The organism is Pseudomonas sp. 05N431, from assembly GCF_056397005.1.
On the sequence record NZ_JBFTMN010000019.1, the window covers coordinates 82,120 to 104,560 of the forward strand.

Here is a 22,441-nt window from a genome sequence, read left to right on the forward strand (position 1 = left end):
AAAACCGACCCCAGGGTCGGTTTTTTATTGCCTGCGATTTGGCGAATGCAACGCAAAAAAATGTGGGAGCGAGCTTGCTCGCGATGGCGGCATGGCAGTCAACAATGATGTTGAATGATACGACCTCATCGCGAGCAAGCTCGCTCCCACAGGGTACTGCGTCAGATTATTGGGCGTGCGTCCACGGCAAAATCGGAATCGCGGTCACCGCATTCTGCGGACTACCCTCGATCAGGCGATCGCTGTAGACCAGGTACACCAGGGTGTTGCGCTTCTTGTCGAGGAAACGCACCACCTGCATTGTCTTGAACACCAGCGATGTGCGCTCCTTGAACACCTCTTCGCCATCCTTGAGCTCACCCTTGAAGCTGATCGGCCCGACCTGACGGCAAGCGATGGACGCTTCCGCCCGATCCTCAGCCAGCCCCAGACCACCTTTCACGCCACCCGTTTTGGCTCGCGACAGGTAGCAGGTCACGCCATCGACCTTCGGATCATCAAAGGCCTCGACGACGATACGATCATTCGGCCCGACGAATTTGAACACGGTCGACACCTGACCGATTTCTTCCGCCGATGCCAACAGCGGCATCGCCAACAGCAACCCCAACAATCCTTTTGCCATGCGCATTCGCGTTTTCCTTAAACCAGAATCAGGTTATCGCGGTGAACCAGTTCCGGCTCCGCCATGTAACCCAGCAAACCGACAATCGCCTCAGACGATTGACCGATGATTTTTTGCGCCTCAAGCGCACTGTAGTTGGCCAGGCCACGGGCAATCTCACGACCGTCCGGCGCCACGCACACCACCATTTCACCGCGACGGAAGCTGCCCTGAACCAGCTTGACGCCAACTGGCAGCAAACTCTTATTACCCCGAGACAACGCCGTGACCGCCCCTTCATCCAGCACCAACGTGCCGCGAGTCTGCAAGTGCCCAGCCAGCCATTGCTTGCGCGCCGCCAACAGGCCGCGCTCAGGCGACAGCAAGGTGCCGATGCGCTCGCCCGCCTTCAGACGATCCAGCACACGCTCAAGACGCCCACCCACGATGATCGTGTGAGCCCCCGAACGCGCCGCCAGACGCGCCGCACGCAATTTGGTCTGCATACCGCCACGACCCAACGCACCACCAGTGCCACCCGCAACCGCGTCCAGCGCCGGATCATCGGCGCGCGCTTCGTAAATCAGCTTGGCGTCAGGGTTATTGCGCGGATCGGCGTCGAACATGCCGTCACGATCAGTGAGGATCACCAACAGGTCAGCCTCGACCAGGTTGGCCACCAGCGCTGCCAGCGTGTCGTTGTCGCCGAAACGGATTTCGTCGGTGACCACCGTATCGTTCTCGTTGATCACCGGAATGACCTTGAGATCGACCAGCGCACGCAAGGTGCTGCGGGCGTTGAGGTAACGCTTGCGGTCAGACAGGTCATCGTGAGTCAGGAGAATCTGCGCCGTGTGCCGGCCATGCTCGGCAAAGCTCGACTCCCAGGCCTGCACCAAGCCCATCTGACCGATGGCGGCAGCCGCCTGCAACTCGTGCATCGCACTGGGTCGTGCGGTCCAACCAAGGCGACTCATGCCTGCCGCTACCGCCCCCGAGGACACCAGCACCAGCTCGACACCCGCCTCATGCAGCGCGACCATCTGCTCAACCCAGACGCTCATTGCTGCGCGATCCAGACCCTTGCCGTCAGCCGTCAGCAAAGCGCTGCCGATCTTCACGACCCAACGCTGCGCACCTGTCACCTTGCTCCGCATCATCTTCAACCTTAGCTTGAGGACAGCACGACCCAGCGCTGCCCGTAACGTTATTCGTGACTACCGATTTCCAGATACCAAAACGCCGCTCGATAGAGCGGCGCTTAAGTTTACTGCAACGAATCAGTCGCGCACGTAAATGATTTCCGGACCGTCTTCATCATCCACATCTTCTTCGTCCCAGTCATCGTCACCGATGTCATGGACCGACTTCACGCCACTGCGGCGCAGGGCACGCTGGTCATCCAGCGCCTGCAACTGGGCACGGGCTTCGTCTTCGATGCGCTGATCGAGATCAGCCAACTCTTCCTTGTAGACCGGGTCGTTAGCCAGACGATCGGCACGATCTTCCAGGTAACGCATGATGTCGCGCGTCAGGCGCTCGGTGCCTTCTTTGGCAATGGCCGAAATCACGTAGACCGGACCGGTCCACTCCAGGCGATCAACGATCTCCTTGACCCGCTCTTCGTGCTCTTCTTCAAGGATCTGGTCGCACTTGTTCAGCACCAGCCAGCGATCACGCTCAGCCAGCGAAGGGCTGAACTTGGTCAGCTCGCTGACAATGACTTCAGCAGCGTCCGGAGCACTGGTGTCATCCAGCGGCGCCATGTCGACGAGATGCAGCAACAGACGGGTACGCGACAAGTGCTTGAGGAAGCGAATCCCCAGGCCCGCGCCGTCGGAAGCACCCTCAATCAGACCCGGAATGTCGGCAATGACGAAGCTCTTCCAGCGATCGACGCTGACCACGCCGAGGTTTGGCACCAGCGTGGTAAACGGATAATCGGCAACTTTCGGCTTGGCCGCCGAGACCGAACGGATAAAGGTACTTTTACCGGCGTTCGGCAAGCCCAGCAAGCCCACGTCGGCCAACACCTTCATTTCCAGCTTGAGGTCACGCTGCTCGCCCGGCTTGCCTGGCGTAGTCTGGCGCGGTGCGCGGTTGGTACTGGATTTGAAACGGGTGTTACCCAGACCGTGCCAGCCGCCATGAGCCACCAGCAGACGCTGACCAGCCTTGGTCAGGTCGCCAATGACCTCTTGCGTAGCAGAGTCAATGACCGTGGTACCGACCGGAACCCGCAGGACCAGCTCTTCACCTTTTTTACCAGTGCAGTCAGTGCTGCCGCCGTTAGCGCCACGCTCAGCATCGAAGTGCCGGGTGTAACGGTAGTCGACCAGGGTGTTGAGGTTTTCGTCGGCGATCATGTAGACCGAGCCGCCATCACCACCGTCACCGCCGTTAGGACCGCCGTTTTCGATGAATTTTTCCCGACGGAAACTCATGCAGCCATTGCCGCCGTCGCCAGCCTTTACTCGAATCGATACTTCATCAACAAACTTCATAACAAAACGCCTCTCGCCATACGGACGAGCCGAAAAACACTAAGACATAAGACTCTTGCAAAAATGAGCGCAGCGACCTCAATCAACGACCGCACAATCCAGCGCCGGCAGCCCATACAAACAGTTTTGCAAGAGACTCACCCCACAAACGAAAAAGCCCCGTCGCAAGACAGGGCTTTTCCAGCGATCGCGCAATTAAGCCGCGACAACGCTCACGTAACGGCGGTTGAACGCGCCTTTTACTTCAAACTTGATCACGCCTTCGATTTTCGCGAAGAGGGTGTGATCTTTACCCATGCCAACACCGTAACCGGCGTGGAATTGGGTGCCGCGCTGACGCACGATGATGTTGCCCGGAATGATTTTCTGGCCGCCATACATCTTCACGCCAAGGCGTTTGGCTTCTGAGTCGCGACCGTTACGGGTACTACCACCAGCTTTTTTGTGTGCCATGAGTTCAATTCTCCTAGTGAGGAATTAGGCTGAAATTAAGCCTGAATACCGGTGATTTTGATCTCGGTGTACCACTGGCGGTGGCCCATACGCTTCATGTGGTGCTTACGACGACGGAACTTGATGATGCGGACTTTATCGTGACGACCTTGGGAGATCACTTCAGCCACAACGGTAGCGCCAGCAACAACTGGAGCGCCGATATTCACGTCATCGCCATTGGCGACCAACAGAACGCGATCAAAAGTTACGGATTCGCCGGTAGCGATTTCCAGTTTCTCGATCTTCAGGTATTCACCTGGGGCGACCTTGTATTGCTTGCCACCAGTAACGATTACTGCGTACGACATGGTATTTCTCCGATAATCCTGCTCACCCAGCTCTTTATAAGAAGAGGTATTGGCTGGCATGGCTGCATGGGATGGAACGACCCAAATGCAATTGCGTAAGGCAGGTGCTGCCCAGGAAGTTCAGGGTGCGCGATTGTACGCAAGGCACGAGCGCGTTGCAAGTGGCCGTCCATCGCGCCTTGACACCCGCTGACGTGGGTCCTAGCATGCCGCGCAACCCTTCTGGAGCGACTGTCGCTGATGCAACCCCAAGCTTTCTACCGCGCGGTGGCGGACGATTTTAACGCCGTCGACGGCATCATCAAGAAGCAGCTGACTTCCCGAGTGCCGCTGGTATCGAAAATCGGCGATTACATTACCTCGGCCGGCGGTAAACGCCTGCGTCCTTTATTAGTGTTGCTGTGTGGCAAGGCTCTGGGGCGCGAAGGCGACGACATGCGCCTGCTGGCCGCCACCATCGAATTCCTGCACACCGCCACCCTGCTGCATGACGACGTGGTCGACATGTCCGGCATGCGCCGTGGCCGCTCGACCGCCAACGCCATGTGGGGCAACGCCCCGAGTGTGCTGGTGGGTGATTTCCTGTACTCGCGCTCGTTCGAGATGATGGTCGAACTGGGCTCGATGCCGGTAATGAAGATTCTCTCGCAAGCCACCCGGATCATCGCTGAAGGCGAAGTCCTGCAGTTGTCCAAGGTGCGCGACGCCAGCACCACCGAAGAAACCTACATGGAAGTCATCCGCGGTAAAACCGCGATGCTTTTCGAGGCTTCGACCCACAGTGCCGCGGCCCTGGCTGGCGCTACGCCAGAACAGAGCGAAGCCTTGCGCACCTTTGGCGACCACCTCGGCGTGGCTTTCCAGCTGGTCGACGACCTGCTGGATTACAAAGGCGACGCAGAAACCCTGGGCAAGAACGTCGGTGACGATCTGGCCGAAGGCAAGCCGACCCTGCCACTGATCTACACCATGCGCGAAGGCACGCCAGAGCAAGCGGCACTGGTACGCAAGGCGATTCAGAAAGGTGGCATCGAAGACCTGGAAAGCATCCGCGCTGCCGTGGAAGCTTCGGGCTCGCTGGATTACACCGCACAGCTGGCCCGCGATTACGTGGCCCGTGCGATCAAATGCCTCGAAATGCTGCCTGCCAGCGAATACCGGGATGCATTGGTCGAACTGAGCGAATTTGCGGTAGCCCGCACGCACTAACACGTACCCCATGTGGGAGCGAGCTTGCTCGCGATAGCGGACTGACAATTGACACTTATGTTGAATGTTAAGCCGTCATCGCGAGCAAGCTCGCTCCCACAGGTCGTCACCGCTACCCCTCTCCCGCCTAAAACCCTATATAATGTGCGCTTTTTAGCCATCCTGAATCCAAGGAGCTTTAGTGAGCACGTTGCCACCCTGCCCGAAATGCAATTCCGAATACACCTATGAAGACGGCGCCCAGCTGATCTGCCCGGAGTGCGCCCATGAGTGGTCCGCTAACGGTGAAGCCGACGCTGCGTCCGATGAAACCGTGAAAAAGGATTCGGTCGGCAACGTCCTGCAAGATGGCGACACCATCACCGTGATCAAGGACCTCAAGGTCAAGGGCACATCGCTGGTGGTCAAGGTCGGCACCAAGGTCAAGAACATCCGCCTGTGCGATGGCGACCACGACATCGACTGCAAGATCGACGGTATCGGCCCGATGAAGCTCAAATCCGAGTTCGTCAGAAAAGTCTGAACCTGCTGTATTCCATCCTGCGCCCCGCGTGGGATGGAGCCTCACCCTCGCCTGATCCCCCAACAATCCCGCCCAATAGCAAAACGCCAGCCGTTTTGACCTTCAGCAATTCCCCCACAGAAAACAGCAGAAACCGCCAATAGGTACTTGCTATTAATTGAATAGGAATTATTCTCATCAAACCATTAAAAAGGAGATGAGCATCATGACTTACTTGATCGATGCATGGCTGGATCGCCCACACCCGTACCTCAGGATCCTGCATCGGGAAACCGGGGAAGTGTGTGCGGTACTGGAAGAAGAAGCTTTGAGTGAGCTGCAAGACCAGGGCGACCTCGACCTCAATGGCCTGAGTTCCAGCGAGCCGGTGGTGCTCAAGGAACTGGTGCGCAACCTGTTTCTATTCTGCTACGCCCGGGCATTGCGCCCGATGAATGATTCGAACACCAAGTTCGAAATATGAGAAGCGCGGTAAAAAACTGTGGGAGCGAGCTTGCTCGCGATGCGGCCAACCCGGTTTGCCTGTGAAACCGAGGTAATTCAATCGCGAGAAAGCTCGCTCCCACATTAGTTCGACCCAATATCGGGCCAGGTATTACAGAACGTCGAGCAGCTCGACGTCGAACACCAGAACGCTGTGCGGCGGAATGCTGCCAACGCCTTGTGCGCCGTAAGCCAGTTCGCTCGGCACGTACAGGCGCCATTTGCTACCGGCGTTCATCAGTTGCAGAGCTTCGGTCCAGCCAGCGATCACGCCGCCAACCGGGAATTCTGCAGGCTGGCCACGATCGTAGGAGCTGTCGAACACAGTGCCGTCGATCAGCGTGCCGTGGTAGTGGGTGCGCACTTGATCTTCACGGGTTGGCTTGGCGCCTTCACCTTGAGTCAGTACTTCGAACTGCAGGCCGGAAGCCAGAGTGGTGATGCCGTCACGCTTGGCGTTTTCAGCCAGAAATGCCAGGCCTTCGCCAGCGGCCGCTTCAGCCTTGGCAGCCGCTTCGGCTTGCATGATTTCGCGGATGACCTTGAAGCTGGCAGACATTGCTTCCTGGCCAACACGGCTTTCCTTACCGGCGAATGCGTCGGTCAGACCGGCCAGGATCGCGTCCAGGCTAACGCCCGGTGGCGGGTTGTCGCGCAGTTGGTCGCCCAACTGACGGCCGATGCCGTAGCTGACGCGGGTTTCGTCGGTGGACAGATTTACTTCGGACATGACACTGCTCCGCTGTGCGGACGGCTCGGGACATTGCCGTGCGTGCACAGCGCATCCCGGAGCGCCCGGAACCAAAAGGGCGAGCAGACTAGCACAGATGCCATTGCGGTGATCAGGGCTGTCAGCGCTATTGGGAGATGGGTACCTTCAGGCTCTCTTCCCCGCTGGTACCCAGACCGCACATCTCGTCGTGCACCGAGGTGTGAATCAGGTTGAATGTCAGCTTGGGAAAGGCATGAAGGACTTCACGAGCATGTTCCACCGAACGCAGATGCAGTGTTTGCCCATGGGTGTCGTCGATTGGATGAGCGGCGCCATGTATCCGTGCTTCCAACAGATAGATCCCGCCTTCCATCGAGATCAGGTTCAGCTCATCGACCTTCCCGGCGAGGGCATAGGCGTTCAGCTCTTCCAGGTTCATGGGCACACCCCGCGCAATGGCGAACCAAGACACTTACAGGGATATGCCTCGGCGCACAAAAGCACAAGCCGCAAACGCCGCCGCCCGTCCGTTTCACACGCCTCTGCTACTTGTAGGAGTAAAGCTTGCTCGCGATAGCGGTATCGAGAACTGCGCAAGGACCGAGTCGTTCCCATCGCGGGCAAGCCACGCTCCCACAAGGGCTGTGGCGGATCAGTGCTTGGTCAGCTTGTCCAGGTAACCCATGGCAAACGCCGAGATCACGAAGGTCATGTGAATGATCACGTACCACTTCAGGTGCTCGGGATCGACGTTCCTGGCGTCCATGAAGATGCGCAACAGATGGATCGAGGAAATCGCCACGATCGAGGCCGCGACTTTCATCTTCAGGGAAGAAGAGTCCATCGTGCCCAACCAGTTGAGCTTCTCCTTGCCGTCATCGATGTCGAGTTCGGACACGAAGTTTTCGTAGCCGGAAATCATCACCATCACCAGCAAGCCGCCCACCAGCGCCATGTCGATCAGCGACAACAGCACCAGAATCAGATCGGACTCGGCCATCGAGAACACGTTGGGGATAACGTGGAAGACTTCCTGAAAGAATTTCAGCGCCAGGGCCAGCAGGCCCAGGGACAAACCGAAGTAGATCGGCGCCAGCAGCCAGCGCGAGGCGTACATTGCATTTTCGACAAAACGTTCCATTGAATCTCACACAAGGGTTTTAAACGGCGGCGAGTATATCAGTGGCTCAAAACCCCATAAACCGCAGACAAATCCACAACCTGCGAGTCTGCCAGAGCGTTTTTCTGCTAGTGTCCAAAGCATTCGCATCGTTTATTTGCGTTGTAGAGGAAAACCGGAAAATGGATTTGCGATTGCCTTTAACGACTGTCGGCCTTTGCCTCGCGGTACTGATCGGCGGCTGCTCACCCAGCGATGAGAAGCGCCCGCAGAGCCTCGAGGAGAAGACCGCACAGTTCGAGAAGTCGCTGGACGCGATTCAGGATCCCAAGCTCAAGGATGCCGTGGCCAATCTCGGCGGCTCGTTGCTACTGCTCGAGCGCGCACAGCAAAAGCTTGCCATCAAGCCGATCGCCACCGAATACGGCGAAGACGCTATGGCCCTGCTCAAGCACTACCCTACCCCACAGGCGCTGGTCGACACTTACATCAACGGCCTGTTCGTACTGCGCAAGGACTCCAGCTCCGAGTACCTGACCGACTTGCAGCCGGTGTTCCCCTTCAATTTCAACATGCCTTCCGAGTTCCCCTTCCCGCATGGGCTGGAATGGCAGTCGGTCACGCTAAGCAACAAGAAAGTCATCCCTTTCCAGCCCGAATGGTCGGAAACCGATCCTGGCATTCAGTTGAGCCCTTCAAGCGCGAGCCTGACCAATCCGGATGACCTGACCGTGGCCTACCCTTTTGTCGAGGGCACGGACCTTGACAACAAAAGCCAGCCGCAACCGACAACCCTGAAAGGCAAAGTCGAGGTCATTTCACCGCGTAAGGTATTCACCTTCGACCTGACGAAAAAGGACGTGGGCCAGACCCGCACGGACGACAACATCAGCGTCACCCTGAAGGCCCTCGAAAAGAACTACGCCGAGGTTGAAGTCAACAACAGCGCTGCACTGGCGCCAGACGTCAGCGAAACCCCGCTCAATCCGCTGATTGTCCAGGCCAGGGACACGACCGGGCAGCTTCTCTCACGCTCGGGCTCGATCAACGAAGACGCCGTACAAATCGGTTTCTATCAAAAACAACTGGCCGAGATGCAGAAGCAGACCGCCTGGAGCGATGCGTTCGAAAAACAGCTCGAAGACGAACAACAGGCATTCGAGCACCAGCAGACTCATCACTACACCAAGGTGTACTTCAACGGCCCCATCGAAAACCTCGAAGTCAATGTCCTCGACTTCTCGGCCGTCACCGTGACCCGCAAGGACCTGGAGCTGCCGGTACGCCGCTTCGACCGCAATACCACGGATAAAACCATCCAGAGCCTGAACCTTCCCGTGGTCGTGTACGACGATCAGGCTGCAACCTGGCTCAAAGGCGCCACACTGGATGAGGAACAGCTGAAAAAGAACATCCATGTCAATCAGTCCGTCGAGGACGCCAGTGCGGCACGTATCGAATTCGATCACCCGAAAACCTTCAACGACGAACTGCTCGGCTCCTCATTCAGCCCTGGCGACACCCCCGTGACCTTCTTCACCCAGAACGATAAGGGCAAACGTGGCGAGCCCATCGAATTGCCAGCCGAGGCCTTCGAAATCGACCCGCTGCGCGCCACCATCACGTACGACCTGACCTTGTTCCCCGAGACGCCGGCGTATGCCGTCGGCTCGATGCCGTTGTTTCTGGCCAATATTGAAAAAAGCAGCCTCGACACCCAGAAGCTGCCCAAAGGTCTGGAGCTCAAGGGCAACGCCTTGGTGGTTGACCAGAAAGCATTCCCCGCCCAGGACTGGCGTTTCTTCGCCAAGGACGCGAGCGGTAATTACCTGAAGGAGATTCTTGCGGTCAGCCACGACGCCAGCGCAGATGGCCCGGCGGTGGTTGAGGTGCATTATTTCTACGGCCAGCCGACCAGCCTGGAAACCTACCAGCGCACCAACCTCAATACCGTCGAATATGGGTTCGAGGTCAAACTCGACAAGGCCGAAAACCCCAACCCTGTCGAATAGTCACTAATGCTCGGGGGTGAACTGAAAACCACCCGAACTTCGGCACCGTCCACCATTGATTTCCCGCAGTTGGGCTTGCAAGTGCAAACACCAGATTTGCGGGTCATCAGCCAGCTGATAGCCGTGCAGAGTCAGGCTTTCAACGATGGTATCGAGTATCGATTCGGCCACGAAAGGACCATGAAACGGGCCCTGGGCCTTGATGGCGGAAGGTTGTTCGCCGGCCATTCCGGCGGCAAACAACAAGGTCCACATACCGGTGTCCCCCGCAAGCGGGCGAATACTGCATTCGATACGGGTAACCAGACCCAGGCATTGGCGGGTGAGGCAGAGGTTGCGCGGCATGGCGGCGACCCTCGGTAAATCGGGTATTCAGCCTCCACGGGAAGGCTGTCTCGATCCAGTGATGACTGTCGATGTCCTTGTCCTGAGCATAGAAGAAAAGTCGAGTCAGCAAGTTGACGGAGCTTAGAAGGCGCCGAATGGTCGTTGTTGGTTTTTTGACGTCATCCACCGAACAAAAATGACCACCATTTATTGCATACACATGCCCCGTAGGAGCTGGCGAAGCCTGCGATCTTTTGACGTTTGAACATCAAGATCAAAAGATCGCAGCCTGCGGCAGCTCCTACGCAGGAAAATCAGGCAGGCTTGGCCGCAGCCAGTGCTTCCTGCGCCTGAGCATGCTCCTTCTCGGCCTCTTTCAAGTCATCTTCGCTGATCAATTCCGCGATCACCCGCAAGCGCTCCACCACGCGCGCGTTGACGCTGCCCTCAGGGAACTGACCCTCTTCGTCCGGCTCGCCGGCCGCCTCGCCCACCAGCAGGCTCAGTGCCTCATCGGCCTGACGCACCGCATAGACATGGAACTGCCCGGCACGCACGGCCGCCAGCACCCGCTCATCAAGCATCAACGTGGCGACGTTGGCCTGCGGAATGATCGCGCCCTGCTCTCCGGTCAAGCCGCGCGCCTCGCACAGACGGAAGAAGCCTTCGATCTTCTCGTTGACCCCACCCACCGCCTGCACTTCACCGAACTGGTTGATCGAACCGGTAATCGCGAAGCACTGCTTGAGCGGGGTTTTCGACAATGCCGAAATCAACGTGCAGGCCTCGCCCAGCGAGGCACTGTCGCCATCGACGTAACCGTAGGATTGTTCCAGCGCGATACTGGCCGAGATCGCCAACGGGAATTCCTGAGCGTAACGGCTGCCCAGATACCCGGTGAGGATCATCACGCCCTTGGAGTGGATCGGCTGCCCGAGGTTGACCTCACGCTCGATGTCGACGATGCCACTGCCACCGGGGTAAACCGTGGCAGAGATTCGCGCCGGTATGCCGAAGGCCGAGTCGCCGACCTCCAGCACCGTCAGCCCGTTGCACTTGCCGACCGCCGCACCCGCAGTGTCGATCAGGATGATCCCTGCCAGCATGTCGTCGAGAATCCGCGCCGACACACGCCCAGTACGGGTGGCCTTGGCCTTGAGCGCACGTTCGATGTGCCCGGCGTCGGTCATCTCGTCACCGGCCAGATCGCGAATGAAGTCCGCCTCGCTGACCAACTGGAACAGATCGCCAATGCGCGCCGACAAACGGCCCTGGTGCTCGGCCAGCCGCGCACTGTAGGTCGCCAGACGTGCCACCGCATCGGCGGTCAGTGGGGCCATGCCTTCTTCAGAGGTCCGGGTCTTGAGCAACTGAGCGAACTGCTCGAGGCTCTCATCGACCATCGGGATGTCTTCATCGAAGTCCACCAGTACCCGGAACATCTCCTGGAAATCCGGATCGAGGTCTTGCAGCGTGTAATACAGCTGGCGTGCGCCGATGATGACGACTTTGACCTGCAGCGGAATATGCTGCGGTGTCAGGGTCACCGTGGCCAGTCGGCCCAGCTCGCCCAGCGGCGATTCCATTTTCAGCTTGCGTGACTGCAAGGCCCGCTTCAGCGCATCCCAGACAAAGGGTTCGCTGAGCATTTTTTCGGCTTCCAGAATCAGGAAGCCGCCGTTGGCCCGGTGCAGCGCGCCCGGACGCAACTGCCGATAGGTGGTGTAGAGCGCCCCCTGATCAGTGCTGTACTCGATTCGGCCGAACAGGTTGTCGTAAGTCGGGTGCGGTTCGAACACCACGGGGGCACCGCCACTGTGCGGATGACCGACCACCAGGCTCGGGCCATATTGCTCTTCGAGCAATTTACGGGCGACCGCGTCGGTCTTGCTGTCGTCGACCAGTTGCTCGACCACCGTCTTGAGCAGATACACCTGCATCGCTTGCAGGTAACCGCACACCGCAGCGTTTTCTGCGTACTTTTCCGACAACGGTGAAAGCAATGGCTGCAAGGCCAGGGTGATGGTTTCTTCGTTGAGCTGGCGCAACTGATTGCTCGACTCGCGCTTCCACTGCGGCAAGCTGGCCAATTCTTCGTTCAGCCGCTCTTCCAGTCCGGAAATGTCGTCGTGGAAGCGCTCGCGAACGGCTTCCGGCAACTGGGCGAACTCCGCCTCGTCCAGCGCCTTGCCTTCGCTCATCGGGGTGAAGGCAATGTTGGTGCTGTCACGGTACAGCGCGACTTCTTTCTCCAGCGCCAGGCGCTCGATCACGTCCAGTGCACGGTCGTAGCGCTGATTGAAGGCGCGGTCGATGGCACTTTTCTTTTGCTGGTAGGACGGGTGTTCGAAGACCGCTGGAAATGTCGCCAGCAGGTTGTCGATCAGGCCGTTGATGTCGGCGATGAACGCACCGGCCGACCCCGACGGCAACTCCAGTGCGCGAGGTTCGCGCGGCTCATCGAAATTGTTGACGTAGACCCAGTCCGCCGGGGTCTGCAGGCGTTTGCCTTCGGCTTTCAGGTAGCGTTTGACGAAAGAGAACCGGCCGGTACCGGGCTCACCCATGACAAACACGTTGTAACCGGGGCGTGGCATGGCCACACCGAACTGCAAGGCTTCAACCGCACGTTCCTGGCCGAGCACGCCGCGAAAAGGCTCCAGCTCATTGGTGGTAGAGAAGCTGAACTGTTCAGCGGAAAACGGACGGGTCAGCGCTTCAGGCGCTAGACGCAAGCTGGCAGCAACAGGATCAGGCATCGGGCTTCCTTACATCAGGCGGGGCAATTGAAGGCATTCTGGCGCTGCCCATGCCTGACTGGCAAGGCGCGCCTTGGGTAAAAGCATAGTCAAGCGCCAAACCCCGGACGGGTCGGGGCTAAATCAATGATGACCGGGAATGTTTGGCGAAAAATCACGGAACCCCCGGATCGTGCCTAGACTCCAAACTGCGCGGCTGGACTAATCACCAGCCCAACGGCGTCGGAGCGACGCCAGAACCCCTGTCCATTGGTACGCAAACAAAAGAGAACACAGCTATGAAACGGATTCTTCTTGGTACTCTCTTCACCGTTGCATCCCTCAACGCCATGGCCCAGGCGCCAGGCGGCCCGGATTGCGGTTGGGGCAACATGCTGTTCGAAGGTCAGCGTGGCACCCCGGCGCACTTCCTGGCATCCACCACCAACGGCACCTCTGGCAACGCCACTTTCGGCATGACATCCGGCACCAACGGTTGCGCAACCAACTCCGCGCTGACCTACGGCGGCAAGTCCTGGATTGCCATGAACGGCATGATGAACGAACTGTCCGAAGACATGGCCAAGGGTCAAGGCGAAGCGCTGACCACCTATGCCGTGGTACTGGGCGTCGCACCGCAAGACCGTGCGTATTTCGCTACCGTCACCCACGAGCACTTCCAGCAGATTTTCAGCAAGGCTGACGTGACCGCTGAAGACGTGCACACCAATACCCTGGCCGTGCTCAAAGGCGATGCTCGTCTGGCCAAATATGCCACCCCGGCTTAAGCTCGACCTCACCCGCCCCTCACCCGGGCGGGTTTTGTTTTTGGACCCGACCTTTGGGTCTTTTTTTTGAATTAAGTAGCCCACCATGCTCAAACGCCTTGCCTGCCTGGCGCTGTTTGTCTGCGCCCCGCTGTCCGCCGCGCCCCGAATCGACAACCAACGCTTGCAGCAACTGGCCAACGACCGGTTCTGGATTTCCCTGGGCCACTACGAAAGCGCAAAACTCGGCGGCTGGCGCAGCTATGTCAGCGACAAGAAATTCTTCCTTGCGGCTAACGGCGCCGAACATCCCGACGCAGAGCTGGCGGCCACGGTACAAGCGCTCTACGCTCCCGCCAGCAAAGGCCAGCAACACGCGCAATGTGTTTACCCGGCGCGTACCCGCTGGTTGAAAGCCCAGCTGAACCTGAACGATTTGCCGACGGTGGATTGCAGCGAGTTCAAACAATGGTTCAAGGACGTATCGCCCCACAGCGCAGTGATGATTTTTCCGGCAGCCTATCTGAACAGCCCGTCATCGATGTTCGGTCACACCTTGTTGCGCATCGATCAGGCTGACGTGCAAACCGACCACACTGCCCTGCTTAGTTACGCGATCAATTTCGGCGCCTATATCGAAGGTTCGGACAACAGCATTCTGTATGCCTGGAAAGGCCTGATGGGCGGCTATCCGGGGCTGTTCGCACTGGTGCCCTATCAGGAAAAACTCTCGGAATACCGCAGCCTGGAAAACCGCGATCTGTGGGAATACCGGTTGAACCTGACGCAGGCAGAAACCGAGCGCATGGTCGAGCATGTCTGGGAGCTCAAACAGATTCAGTTCGATTATTTCTTCTTTGATGAAAACTGCTCTTACCGCTTGCTGGAGTTGCTGCAAGTGGCGCGACCGAGCCTCAGGCTCACCGAACAATTCCCGCTGACGGCGATTCCTACCGACACCGTCAAAGCCGTGAAAGACGCAGGCCTGGTGGAAAAAATCGATTACCGTCCGTCCCGCGAACGTGAGCTGTTGGGCCGTGCCAAACCGCTCACCGACGATGAGCAGCAATGGGTGTTGAAGCTCAGCGCCGACCAGAAACGCTTGCAGGAACCGACCTTCAAGGCGCTGCCACGCGATCGCCAGGCATTGATCATCGACGCGGCCTACCGTCTTGAGCGTTACCGCGCGAACGGCCAGGAACGCGATCCACAGCGCGCGCAACGCAGCTTCGAGCTGCTGCGGGCGATCAACCAGAACCCGCCACCGGAGTTGTCAATCGAACGCCCCGGCCTGCCGGAAGACGGTCACGAATCGCGCACCTGGCAGGCCGGTATCGGCACCCGTGGCGACAAAGCCTTTGGTGAATATGGCCTGCGCATGGCCTATCACGACCTCAACGACAATGCCGAAAGCTTTCCCCTCGGTGCGCAGATTGAAATTCTCCAGATGAAACTGCGCCAGTACGAAGGCAATCACTGGCAATTGCAGCAACTGGACCTGGCGACCATCCGCTCACTGACCCCACGCAATGAGCTGCTGCAACCCTGGTCCTGGCAAGTCACCGGCGGCCTCGAACGGGTACCGGGAAAGCATGACGATGAAACCCTGGTCAGCCATGTCAACGGCGGCGCCGGCGGCACCTGGCAACTGGGCGACAACGTACTCGGCTTCGTCCTTGGCACCGTGCGCATCGAGCACAACAGCGACTTTGCCGGTTTCATCGCGCCCGCCGCCGGTTTCAACAGCGGTGTACTGTGGAAGAATCCGCTGGGCAATCTGAGCCTGGAAACCAAAGGCGATTACTTCACCAACGGCGAAGTACGCCGCAGCCTGAGTCTGAACCAGCAGTGGGAACTCTCGCGTAACCTCGGCCTGCGCCTGAGCGCCCAGCGTGAGTTCAGCCACATCGCCTCGCCCGAAAACGAGGTTATGCTTGAGGTGAAGTGGTATCACTATTGAATCTGCAAGGGCACGCACAGGCCTTTCGCTCGCAGCAGGTCGTTTTCGGACAACCTTCGAAACCAGAAGCCTGCGACGATGGCCTGAAACCCCATTCAGGGAGAACCGCCATGAGCCGCGCTTTCGTCAATGAAGATAACGCCACCCCACAAGCCGACCAGCCGGTAGAACGCCAGGTCAGCACGCAGCCCAACTACGTCACGCCCGAAGGCCTGGCCCTGCTGCAGGCCAAAGTCGCCGAGTTGCAAACCCTGCACGGCGAACAATCGGCCCGCGAGGACGCTGACCCACAGTGGCTGGCCGATCTCGAGCGTGATCTGCGTTACTTCAAACAACGCCTGCAAAGCGCTCAAATGGTGACGCCGGCCACTTCCACCAAGAAGGTTCAGATTGGCAGCTGGGTGACCTACGCCGATGAACGGGGCACTGAACGACGCGTGCAACTGGTTGGCGAAGATCAGGCCAATGCCGCCAAAGGCCTGATCAACTGGAGCTCGCCGCTGGGACGGGCGCTGCTCGGCGCACAGCTGAACGACGAAGTGCTCTGGCAACGACCGGCCGGTGATCAGTTGATCGAAATCATCCGCATCGAACCGAGCTGAACCGCGCCCCCTGGCCTGGGAATGACGCACAAAAAAACGGAGCCCGAAGGCCAATTCCAGTCAGTTAAGCGCAGTTCATGTGGGAGCGGGCTTGCTCGCGAAGGCGGTGTGCCCGGCAACATTAATGTCGACTGACACTCCCTCTTCGCGAGCAAGCCCGCTCCCACAGGTTCCACACCTTACCTGACTGGCACTGGCCCCAAGGCTCCGTTTTTCATGCAACCAGCCGATCAGGCCAGTTTCTTGTGACGCACCCGGTGTGGCTGGGAAGCGGCATCGCCAAGACGCTTTTTGCGGTCGGCTTCGTACTCGGTGTAGTTACCTTCGAAGAACACCGCTTGCGAGTCGTCTTCGTACGCCAGGATGTGAGTCGCGACGCGGTCAAGGAACCACCGATCGTGAGAGATCACAATGGCGGCGCCCGGGAAGTCCAGCAGGGCTTCTTCCAGGGAACGCAGGGTTTCAACGTCGAGGTCGTTGGACGGTTCGTCGAGCAGCAGGACGTTGCCGCCCTCTTTCAGGGTCAGGGCCAGGTGCAAGCGACCACGCTCACCACCGGACAGGTCCTTGACGAACTTCTGCTGATCGCCGCCCTTGAAGTTGAAGCGACCCACGTAGGTACGCGACGGGATCTCGTAGTTGCCGATGCGGATCTGGTCGGAACCGTCGGAGATCTGCTGGAACACGGTCTTGCTGCCGTCCAGGTCCTCGCGGCTCTGGTCAACACAAGCCAACTGCACGGTTTCACCGACTTCGATGGTGCCCGAATCCGGTGTTTCCTTGCCCATCAGCATGCGGAACAGCGTGGATTTACCCGCACCGTTACCACCGATCACGCCAACGATGGCGCCTTTAGGCATGGAGAACGACAGGTTGTCGATCAACACGCGATCGCCATAGCCCTTGGTAACGTTCTTGAATTCGATGACCTTGTCGCCCAGGCGAGGACCGGCCGGGATATAGATCTCGTTGGTTTCGCTGCGCTTCTGGAATTCCTGCGATTGCATTTCTTCGAAGCGTTGCAGACGCGCCTTGGATTTCGACTGGCGAGCCTTGGCGCCTTTGCGTACCCACTCCAGTTCTTCCTTCATGGCCTTTTCATGGGCCGACTGCTGCTTGGATTCGGCGGCCAGACGGTCGGACTTGGCTTCCAGCCAACCCGAATAGTTGCCCTCGTAAGGAATACCGGCGCCGCGGTCGAGTTCCAGAATCCAGCCAGCGACGTTGTCCAGGAAGTAACGGTCGTGCGTGATCGCTACCACTGTGCCCGGGAAGTCGTGGAGGAAATGCTCCAGCCAGGCCACGGAGTCGGCGTCCAGGTGGTTGGTCGGTTCGTCGAGCAGCAGCATGTCCGGGGCGGACAGCAGCAGGCGGCACAGGGCCACACGGCGCTTTTCACCACCGGACAGGTGTTCGATTTTGGCATCCCAGGCCGGCAGACGCAGCGCATCGGCGGCGACTTCCAGTTGGCGATCGAGGTTGTGACCGTCGCCCGCCTGCAGGATGGCTTCGAGCTTGGCCTGTTCGGCGGCCAGTTTGTCGAAGTCGGCATCCGGGTCGGCGTATTCGGCGTAGACCTGATCCAGACGCGCCTGCGCGTCCTTGATCACGCTGACCGCTTCCTCGACCACGTCACGCACGGTCTTGGTCGGATCCAGCAGCGGTTCTTGCGGCAGGTAGCCGATGTTCAGCTCCGGCATCGGACGGGCTTCGCCGTCGAACTCGGTGTCGACGCCAGCCATGATTTTCAACAGTGTGGATTTACCCGAGCCGTTGAGGCCGAGCACGCCGATCTTGGCGCCCGGGAAGAACGACAGCGAAATGTTTTTCAGGATTTCCCGCTTCGGCGGAACAACTTTGCCCAGCCGATGCATGGTGAAGACGTATTGAGCCATGGAGAACCTAGGGTCAGTGACTAATGAATATAAGCACGGGCGAAGCCCGGGCCAGGCCATACGCGCCGCCAGCGATTGATCGCTATCAATACGTGCGCGCGAAAAAAGCCTGAGTCTAAGAGCTGGAACGCTCCCGCGTAACCGGCAAAGCTACCTTAATGATGAAAGGCAGTCCAGCCGAGAGGGGCTGGCACTTTGCCACAACTCAAGGCATGCTAGCCGCCCTCCGGGCGTCCGGCTTATAGTGCACGTCGCGCCAATCCAGCCAAACCGCAGGATCACAGTTTGTCCAATGTCACTCCGCCTTCGTCCGTGAGCGCACTGAGTCCTGCGACCGGATCGCCCCTGCGCGGCACCTTGAAAGGTGCATTGGCGACGCTTGTCCTGCTGTTGATCGGATTGCTGCTCTGGCAGTTGTTCGACCAACTGAACGAAACCCAGAATAGCCAGCGCCAGTACACCATCGACTACACCGCCGATCTGGCCGCGCAAGTCAGCCTGAACATGGCGCTCAACGCCCAGATCGCACTGAATCTGCTACCGATCGTCGAACAACCGCAGACCGTTGATCAGCAACAGGCGTTGCTGCGCAAACTGCAACAATCCTTGCCTGATTTAACCAGCCTGGCGCTGCTCAGCCCCTCGGGAAAAATCCTCACTGACAGCGCCAGCGACAGCCAGGACGCCGGCTACCTGAGCGATCTGGTCCGACGCAGTCACGCGCAGGCGCATTACTTCAGCAACGCCAACGACGCCTCGATGGTGAACCTGCTGCTGCACCAGGCCAGCGGCAACACCCGCGGCTACTGGGTCTTGCGCCTGCGGCCGACGTTTTTCTCCTCGCTGACCAAACAGAGCGACACAGGAGTCCGTCCGCTGTGGGTGGTGGAAAACCGCATCAGCCAACAGATCATCAGCCGCGAAGACGGATTGCCCTCGAACAAGCCGAACACGGTAAACGCCAATGACCTGGCGAACAGCGTGCTGGTCGTTCCACTCAGTAACAGCGACTGGCAGTTACGCGGACTGTTTGACCGGCAACGCGTAATCGAACAACTGCTGCCGGCGCTTATCGGCAAATGCCTGTTGGGCCTGGCCTTCTCGCTGCTACCGCTCATCGCATTGTTGAACATGCGCCGACGCCAGCGTCAGGTGCACGACGGGCGTCGGCGCTACCGGGACATTTTCGACGGCACCGGAGTCGCGCTCTGCGTACTGGACCTCTCCGGGCTCAAAGCCTGCCTCGACAAGGCGCAACTGCACACCAGCGAGCAATTGCAGCGGTGGCTGGAGAACGCCGAACAACGCCAGCAGTTGCTGCAAGAGTTGCGTATCACTGAAGTCAACCAGGTCGCCTTGCACCTGCTCAACGTCCAGTCCGGCGAGCAAGCCTGGAAGCTGTTGATCGAAGGCGGGCCACTGGATGGCAATGCCATCGGCAACCAGTTGCTCGACGCCGTGCTCAACCAGAAGAAACAGCTGGAACTGGAGATCAAGCTCAAGGACCCCCAGGGTCGCGACCAGCATCTGTGGCTGGTGTTGCATTTGCCACAAGCTCAGCACGACGCCAAAGCCGTGATCCTCAGCATCAGCGATATCACCAGCCGTAAAATTGTCGAGCTGTCGCTGCTGGAGCGTGAAGGTTTCTGGTCGGATGTGGTGCGCACCGTCCCGGATCACCTCTACGTGCAGGACGTGATCAGCCAGCGGATGATTTTCAGCAACCATCACCTGGGCCAGACGCTGGGTTACAGCAAAACCGAACTGCACCAGATGGGCGAGTACTTCTGGGAGATTCTGCTGCACCCCGAAGATGCCGATCATTACCACCGTTTGCGTCAGGAGCAGCGTCAGGCCGGTTATACCCAGCTGATGCAGTGCCAATTGCGCTTCCGTCACCGCGACGGCAAATGGCGGCGTTTCGAAGTCCGCGAGCAGGCGCTGGCTCGGGACAAACACGACCAGGTCACCCGCATCATTGGCGTGGCCAAAGACATTACCGATCAGATCGAAGCCAGCGAGTCCCTGCGCGACAGCGAGCAGCGCTACCGGATGCTCGCCGAAAGCATCAGCGATGTGATTTTCTCCACCGACAGCAAACTCTCGCTCAATTACGTCAGCCCGTCGGTGAACGCCGTGCTCGGCTATGACGTTGACTGGATCTTCCAGAATGGCTGGCAATCAACGATCGCCAACCCGCAACAATTGACCGGCATCTACAGCTTGATGGACCGGGTCAGCAAAGCCCTGGATAAACCCGAACAACTGGCGCAACTGCGCAGCCAGGTGCAAACCCAGCTGTTCCTGTTCGACTGCTTGCGCGCCGACGGGCGCAAGATCCCGATCGAACTGCGCCTGGTATTGGTCTGGGATGAACATGGCGCGTTCGAAGGCGTGCTCGGGGTCGGTCGCGATATCAGCCAGCAGCGCCGCGCCGAGAAAGACCTGCGCATGGCGGCGACGGTGTTCGAACACTCTACGTCGGCGATTCTGATCACCGACCCGGCCGGCTACATCGTGCAGGCCAACGAAGCCTTCAGCCGCGTCAGCGGTTACGAAGTGGCGCAGGTCCTTGACCAGCTGCCGAACATGCTGACCGTCGATGACCAGCAGGAAGCCCACCTGCGCTATGTGCTCAAGCAACTGCATCAGCACAGCACCTGGGAAGGCGAAGTCTGGCTCAAGCGCCGCAACGGTGAGCACTACCCGGCGTGGGTCGGCATTACCGCGGTACTCGACGACGAAGGCGACCTCGCCAGCTACGTGTGCTTCTTCAGTGACATCAGCGAGCGCAAGGCCAGCGAGCAGCGGATTCACCGCCTCGCCTACTACGACGCCCTGACCCACCTGCCCAACCGCACCTTGTTCCAGGACCGGTTGCACACGGCGCTGCAATCGGCGGAGCGGCAGAAGTCGTGGGTCGTGCTGATGTTCCTCGATCTCGACCGTTTCAAACCGATCAACGACTCCCTCGGCCACGCCGCCGGCGACCGCATGCTCAAGGAAATGGCCACCCGCCTGCTCGGCTGCGTCGACGATGACGACACGGTGGCGCGCATGGGCGGCGATGAGTTCACCTTGCTCCTGCAACCGCGTGCCAACCGTGAGATCGCGCTGAACCGGGCGATTCATGTGGCCGAACAGATCCTTGCCAGCCTGGTGAAACCGTTTGTCCTCGAAGGCCGCGAGTTCTTTGTCACCGCCAGTATCGGCATCGCCTTGAGTCCTCAGGACGGCAACGAACTGAGCCAGTTGATGAAGAACGCCGACACGGCGATGTACCACGCCAAGGAGCGCGGCAAGAACAACTTCCAGTTCTATCAGGCGGACATGAACGCCAGTGCCCTGGAACGCCTGGAACTGGAAAGTGACCTGCGCCACGCCCTTGAGCAAAACGAATTCGTTCTGTACTACCAGCCGCAATTCAGTGGCGACGGTAAACGCCTGACCGGCGCCGAAGCCCTGTTGCGCTGGCGGCATCCACGTCGTGGACTGGTGCCGCCGGGAGACTTCATTCCAGTGCTCGAAGAGCTTGGGCTGGTGGTGGATGTCGGTGACTGGGTGATCAGCGAGGCCTGTCGTCAACTCAAAACCTGGCACCAGGCCAAGGTCCGGGTACCGAAAGTCTCGGTGAACATCTCTGCACGGCAATTCTCCGACGGCCAGCTCGGGACGCGCATCGCTACCATCCTCAAGGACACCGGCCTGCCACCGGCCTGTCTGGAGCTGGAGCTGACCGAAAGTATCCTGATGCGTGAAGTCAGCGAAGCCATGCAGATTCTCGCCGGGCTGAAAAACCTGGGCCTGAGCATCGCCGTCGACGACTTCGGCACCGGTTATTCATCGCTGAACTACTTGAAGCAGTTCCCGATCGACGTGCTGAAAATCGACCGGACCTTCGTCGACGGCCTGCCGTCCGGTGAACAGGACGCGCAGATTGCCCGGGCGATCATCGCCATGGCCCACAGCCTGAACCTGGCGGTGATCGCCGAGGGCGTGGAAACCCACGAACAGCTCGACTTCCTGCGTGAACACGGCTGCGATGAGGTGCAGGGCTACCTGTTCGGCCGCCCGATGCCGGCGGGTCGCTTCGAGGCGCAGTTCAGCAATGATGCGTTGTTCATGTTCGATTGAGATTTTGTGGCGCGGCAAATGACGCCATCGCGAGCAAGCTCGCTCCCA

Annotated in this window: 19 protein-coding genes; 8 read left to right on the forward strand and 11 right to left on the reverse strand. The window is 59.1% G+C overall.

The annotated features are described in order from the left end of the window. Nucleotides 1-166: 166 nt before the first annotated feature. The 5 genes from AC1DIG_RS25060 to rplU all read right to left on the reverse strand — a co-directional run bounded on the left by AC1DIG_RS25060 (nt 167) and on the right by rplU (nt 3,911). On the reverse strand, nt 167-631 hold the full coding sequence (locus AC1DIG_RS25060; RefSeq protein WP_427534673.1) for a CreA family protein: 465 nt from the start codon (nt 629-631) through the stop codon (nt 167-169). An 11-nt stretch (nt 632-642) separates the two neighbouring features. After that, nucleotides 643-1,761, reverse strand: a complete 1,119-nt coding sequence (gene proB, locus AC1DIG_RS25065) for a glutamate 5-kinase (protein WP_054595513.1) — start codon at nt 1,759-1,761, stop codon at nt 643-645. A gap of 123 nt (nt 1,762-1,884) precedes the next feature. After that, nucleotides 1,885-3,108, reverse strand: coding sequence for an Obg family GTPase CgtA (cgtA, locus tag AC1DIG_RS25070; RefSeq protein ID WP_019691616.1), 1,224 nt, complete (start codon nt 3,106-3,108; stop codon nt 1,885-1,887). Between the two features lie 195 nt (nt 3,109-3,303). After that, on the reverse strand, nt 3,304-3,561 hold the full coding sequence (gene rpmA, locus AC1DIG_RS25075) for a 50S ribosomal protein L27 (protein ID WP_003176049.1): 258 nt from the start codon (nt 3,559-3,561) through the stop codon (nt 3,304-3,306). 35 nt (nt 3,562-3,596) lie between these two features. Beyond that, nucleotides 3,597-3,911 (reverse strand): 50S ribosomal protein L21, encoded by a 315-nt coding sequence (gene rplU / locus AC1DIG_RS25080; protein WP_003176051.1) that lies wholly within the window; start codon nt 3,909-3,911, stop codon nt 3,597-3,599. Nucleotides 3,912-4,151: 240 nt separating this feature from the next. Between rplU and AC1DIG_RS25085 the strand changes: the two genes are divergently transcribed. From AC1DIG_RS25085 to AC1DIG_RS25095, 3 genes are all read left to right on the forward strand, one after another. Beyond that, nucleotides 4,152-5,120 carry a polyprenyl synthetase family protein gene (locus AC1DIG_RS25085; protein ID WP_019691615.1) on the forward strand — a complete coding sequence of 323 codons (969 nt, stop codon included), beginning with the start codon at nt 4,152-4,154 and terminating at the stop codon, nt 5,118-5,120. A 181-nt stretch (nt 5,121-5,301) separates the two neighbouring features. Further along, on the forward strand, nt 5,302-5,643 hold the full coding sequence (locus AC1DIG_RS25090; RefSeq protein WP_054595511.1) for a zinc ribbon domain-containing protein YjdM: 342 nt from the start codon (nt 5,302-5,304) through the stop codon (nt 5,641-5,643). Between the two features lie 205 nt (nt 5,644-5,848). Beyond that, on the forward strand, nt 5,849-6,106 hold the full coding sequence (locus AC1DIG_RS25095; protein WP_054595510.1) for a PA4570 family protein: 258 nt from the start codon (nt 5,849-5,851) through the stop codon (nt 6,104-6,106). Nucleotides 6,107-6,238: 132 nt separating this feature from the next. Here AC1DIG_RS25095 and AC1DIG_RS25100 read toward each other — a convergent pair whose 3' ends face one another. From AC1DIG_RS25100 to AC1DIG_RS25110, 3 genes are all read right to left on the reverse strand, one after another. Beyond that, entirely contained in the window at nt 6,239-6,856 is a 618-nt protein-coding gene (locus AC1DIG_RS25100; RefSeq protein WP_054595509.1) for an FKBP-type peptidyl-prolyl cis-trans isomerase, read from the reverse strand. 127 nt (nt 6,857-6,983) lie between these two features. After that, on the reverse strand, nt 6,984-7,277 hold the full coding sequence (locus AC1DIG_RS25105) for a DUF6482 family protein (protein WP_427534030.1): 294 nt from the start codon (nt 7,275-7,277) through the stop codon (nt 6,984-6,986). Between the two features lie 213 nt (nt 7,278-7,490). Further along, complete coding sequence (locus AC1DIG_RS25110) at nt 7,491-7,979, reverse strand: TIGR00645 family protein (RefSeq protein WP_123423585.1); 489 nt, start codon at nt 7,977-7,979, stop codon at nt 7,491-7,493. Nucleotides 7,980-8,140: 161 nt separating this feature from the next. Here AC1DIG_RS25110 and AC1DIG_RS25115 point away from each other — a divergent pair, with 161 nt between their 5' ends. Beyond that, nucleotides 8,141-9,970: a hypothetical protein gene (locus AC1DIG_RS25115; protein WP_477769462.1), complete on the forward strand. Its 1,830-nt coding sequence runs from the start codon at nt 8,141-8,143 to the stop codon at nt 9,968-9,970. Nucleotides 9,971-9,973: 3 nt separating this feature from the next. On the opposite strand, the gene AC1DIG_RS25120 is transcribed toward AC1DIG_RS25115, so the two are convergent. Together AC1DIG_RS25120 and AC1DIG_RS25125 are read right to left on the reverse strand one after the other, a co-directional pair. Then, the gene (locus AC1DIG_RS25120; protein WP_477769463.1) at nt 9,974-10,315 is read right to left on the reverse strand and encodes a PA4575 family protein; all 342 of its coding nucleotides are present in this window, start codon (nt 10,313-10,315) and stop codon (nt 9,974-9,976) included. Between the two features lie 296 nt (nt 10,316-10,611). Then, nucleotides 10,612-13,056, reverse strand: coding sequence for a Lon protease family protein (locus AC1DIG_RS25125; protein WP_477769464.1), 2,445 nt, complete (start codon nt 13,054-13,056; stop codon nt 10,612-10,614). A gap of 278 nt (nt 13,057-13,334) precedes the next feature. Between AC1DIG_RS25125 and AC1DIG_RS25130 the strand changes: the two genes are divergently transcribed. From AC1DIG_RS25130 to AC1DIG_RS25140, 3 genes are all read left to right on the forward strand, one after another. After that, nucleotides 13,335-13,823 carry a DUF3015 domain-containing protein gene (locus tag AC1DIG_RS25130; protein ID WP_427547035.1) on the forward strand — a complete coding sequence of 163 codons (489 nt, stop codon included), beginning with the start codon at nt 13,335-13,337 and terminating at the stop codon, nt 13,821-13,823. Nucleotides 13,824-13,908: 85 nt separating this feature from the next. After that, a complete protein-coding gene (locus tag AC1DIG_RS25135) occupies nt 13,909-15,762 on the forward strand; it encodes an Lnb N-terminal periplasmic domain-containing protein (RefSeq protein WP_477769465.1) in 1,854 nt (617 codons plus the stop codon). Between the two features lie 110 nt (nt 15,763-15,872). Continuing rightward, nucleotides 15,873-16,364 carry a GreA/GreB family elongation factor gene (locus AC1DIG_RS25140; protein ID WP_477769466.1) on the forward strand — a complete coding sequence of 164 codons (492 nt, stop codon included), beginning with the start codon at nt 15,873-15,875 and terminating at the stop codon, nt 16,362-16,364. Between the two features lie 230 nt (nt 16,365-16,594). On the opposite strand, the gene ettA is transcribed toward AC1DIG_RS25140, so the two are convergent. Further along, the gene (gene ettA, locus AC1DIG_RS25145; RefSeq protein ID WP_477769467.1) at nt 16,595-18,259 is read right to left on the reverse strand and encodes an energy-dependent translational throttle protein EttA; all 1,665 of its coding nucleotides are present in this window, start codon (nt 18,257-18,259) and stop codon (nt 16,595-16,597) included. Between the two features lie 285 nt (nt 18,260-18,544). Here ettA and AC1DIG_RS25150 point away from each other — a divergent pair, with 285 nt between their 5' ends. Continuing rightward, complete coding sequence (locus tag AC1DIG_RS25150) at nt 18,545-22,393, forward strand: bifunctional diguanylate cyclase/phosphodiesterase (RefSeq protein WP_477769468.1); 3,849 nt, start codon at nt 18,545-18,547, stop codon at nt 22,391-22,393. Nucleotides 22,394-22,441: the final 48 nt, after the last annotated feature.

What these genes read in the sequence shown, in the direction of transcription:
- AC1DIG_RS25060 (WP_427534673.1), bottom strand. Translation starts at nt 631, where the DNA reads ATGCGCATGGCAAAAGGATTGTTGGGGTTGCTGTTGGCGATGCCGCTG.
- proB (WP_054595513.1), bottom strand. Translation starts at nt 1,761, where the DNA reads ATGCGGAGCAAGGTGACAGGTGCGCAGCGTTGGGTCGTGAAGATCGGC.
- cgtA (WP_019691616.1), bottom strand. Translation starts at nt 3,108, where the DNA reads ATGAAGTTTGTTGATGAAGTATCGATTCGAGTAAAGGCTGGCGACGGC.
- rpmA (WP_003176049.1), bottom strand. Translation starts at nt 3,561, where the DNA reads ATGGCACACAAAAAAGCTGGTGGTAGTACCCGTAACGGTCGCGACTCA.
- rplU (WP_003176051.1), bottom strand. Translation starts at nt 3,911, where the DNA reads ATGTCGTACGCAGTAATCGTTACTGGTGGCAAGCAATACAAGGTCGCC.
- AC1DIG_RS25085 (WP_019691615.1), top strand. Translation starts at nt 4,152, where the DNA reads ATGCAACCCCAAGCTTTCTACCGCGCGGTGGCGGACGATTTTAACGCC.
- AC1DIG_RS25095 (WP_054595510.1), top strand. Translation starts at nt 5,849, where the DNA reads ATGACTTACTTGATCGATGCATGGCTGGATCGCCCACACCCGTACCTC.
- AC1DIG_RS25100 (WP_054595509.1), bottom strand. Translation starts at nt 6,856, where the DNA reads ATGTCCGAAGTAAATCTGTCCACCGACGAAACCCGCGTCAGCTACGGC.
- AC1DIG_RS25105 (WP_427534030.1), bottom strand. Translation starts at nt 7,277, where the DNA reads ATGAACCTGGAAGAGCTGAACGCCTATGCCCTCGCCGGGAAGGTCGAT.
- AC1DIG_RS25110 (WP_123423585.1), bottom strand. Translation starts at nt 7,979, where the DNA reads ATGGAACGTTTTGTCGAAAATGCAATGTACGCCTCGCGCTGGCTGCTG.
- AC1DIG_RS25115 (WP_477769462.1), top strand. Translation starts at nt 8,141, where the DNA reads ATGGATTTGCGATTGCCTTTAACGACTGTCGGCCTTTGCCTCGCGGTA.
- AC1DIG_RS25120 (WP_477769463.1), bottom strand. Translation starts at nt 10,315, where the DNA reads ATGCCGCGCAACCTCTGCCTCACCCGCCAATGCCTGGGTCTGGTTACC.
- AC1DIG_RS25125 (WP_477769464.1), bottom strand. Translation starts at nt 13,056, where the DNA reads ATGCCTGATCCTGTTGCTGCCAGCTTGCGTCTAGCGCCTGAAGCGCTG.
- AC1DIG_RS25130 (WP_427547035.1), top strand. Translation starts at nt 13,335, where the DNA reads ATGAAACGGATTCTTCTTGGTACTCTCTTCACCGTTGCATCCCTCAAC.
- AC1DIG_RS25135 (WP_477769465.1), top strand. Translation starts at nt 13,909, where the DNA reads ATGCTCAAACGCCTTGCCTGCCTGGCGCTGTTTGTCTGCGCCCCGCTG.
- AC1DIG_RS25140 (WP_477769466.1), top strand. Translation starts at nt 15,873, where the DNA reads ATGAGCCGCGCTTTCGTCAATGAAGATAACGCCACCCCACAAGCCGAC.
- ettA (WP_477769467.1), bottom strand. Translation starts at nt 18,259, where the DNA reads ATGGCTCAATACGTCTTCACCATGCATCGGCTGGGCAAAGTTGTTCCG.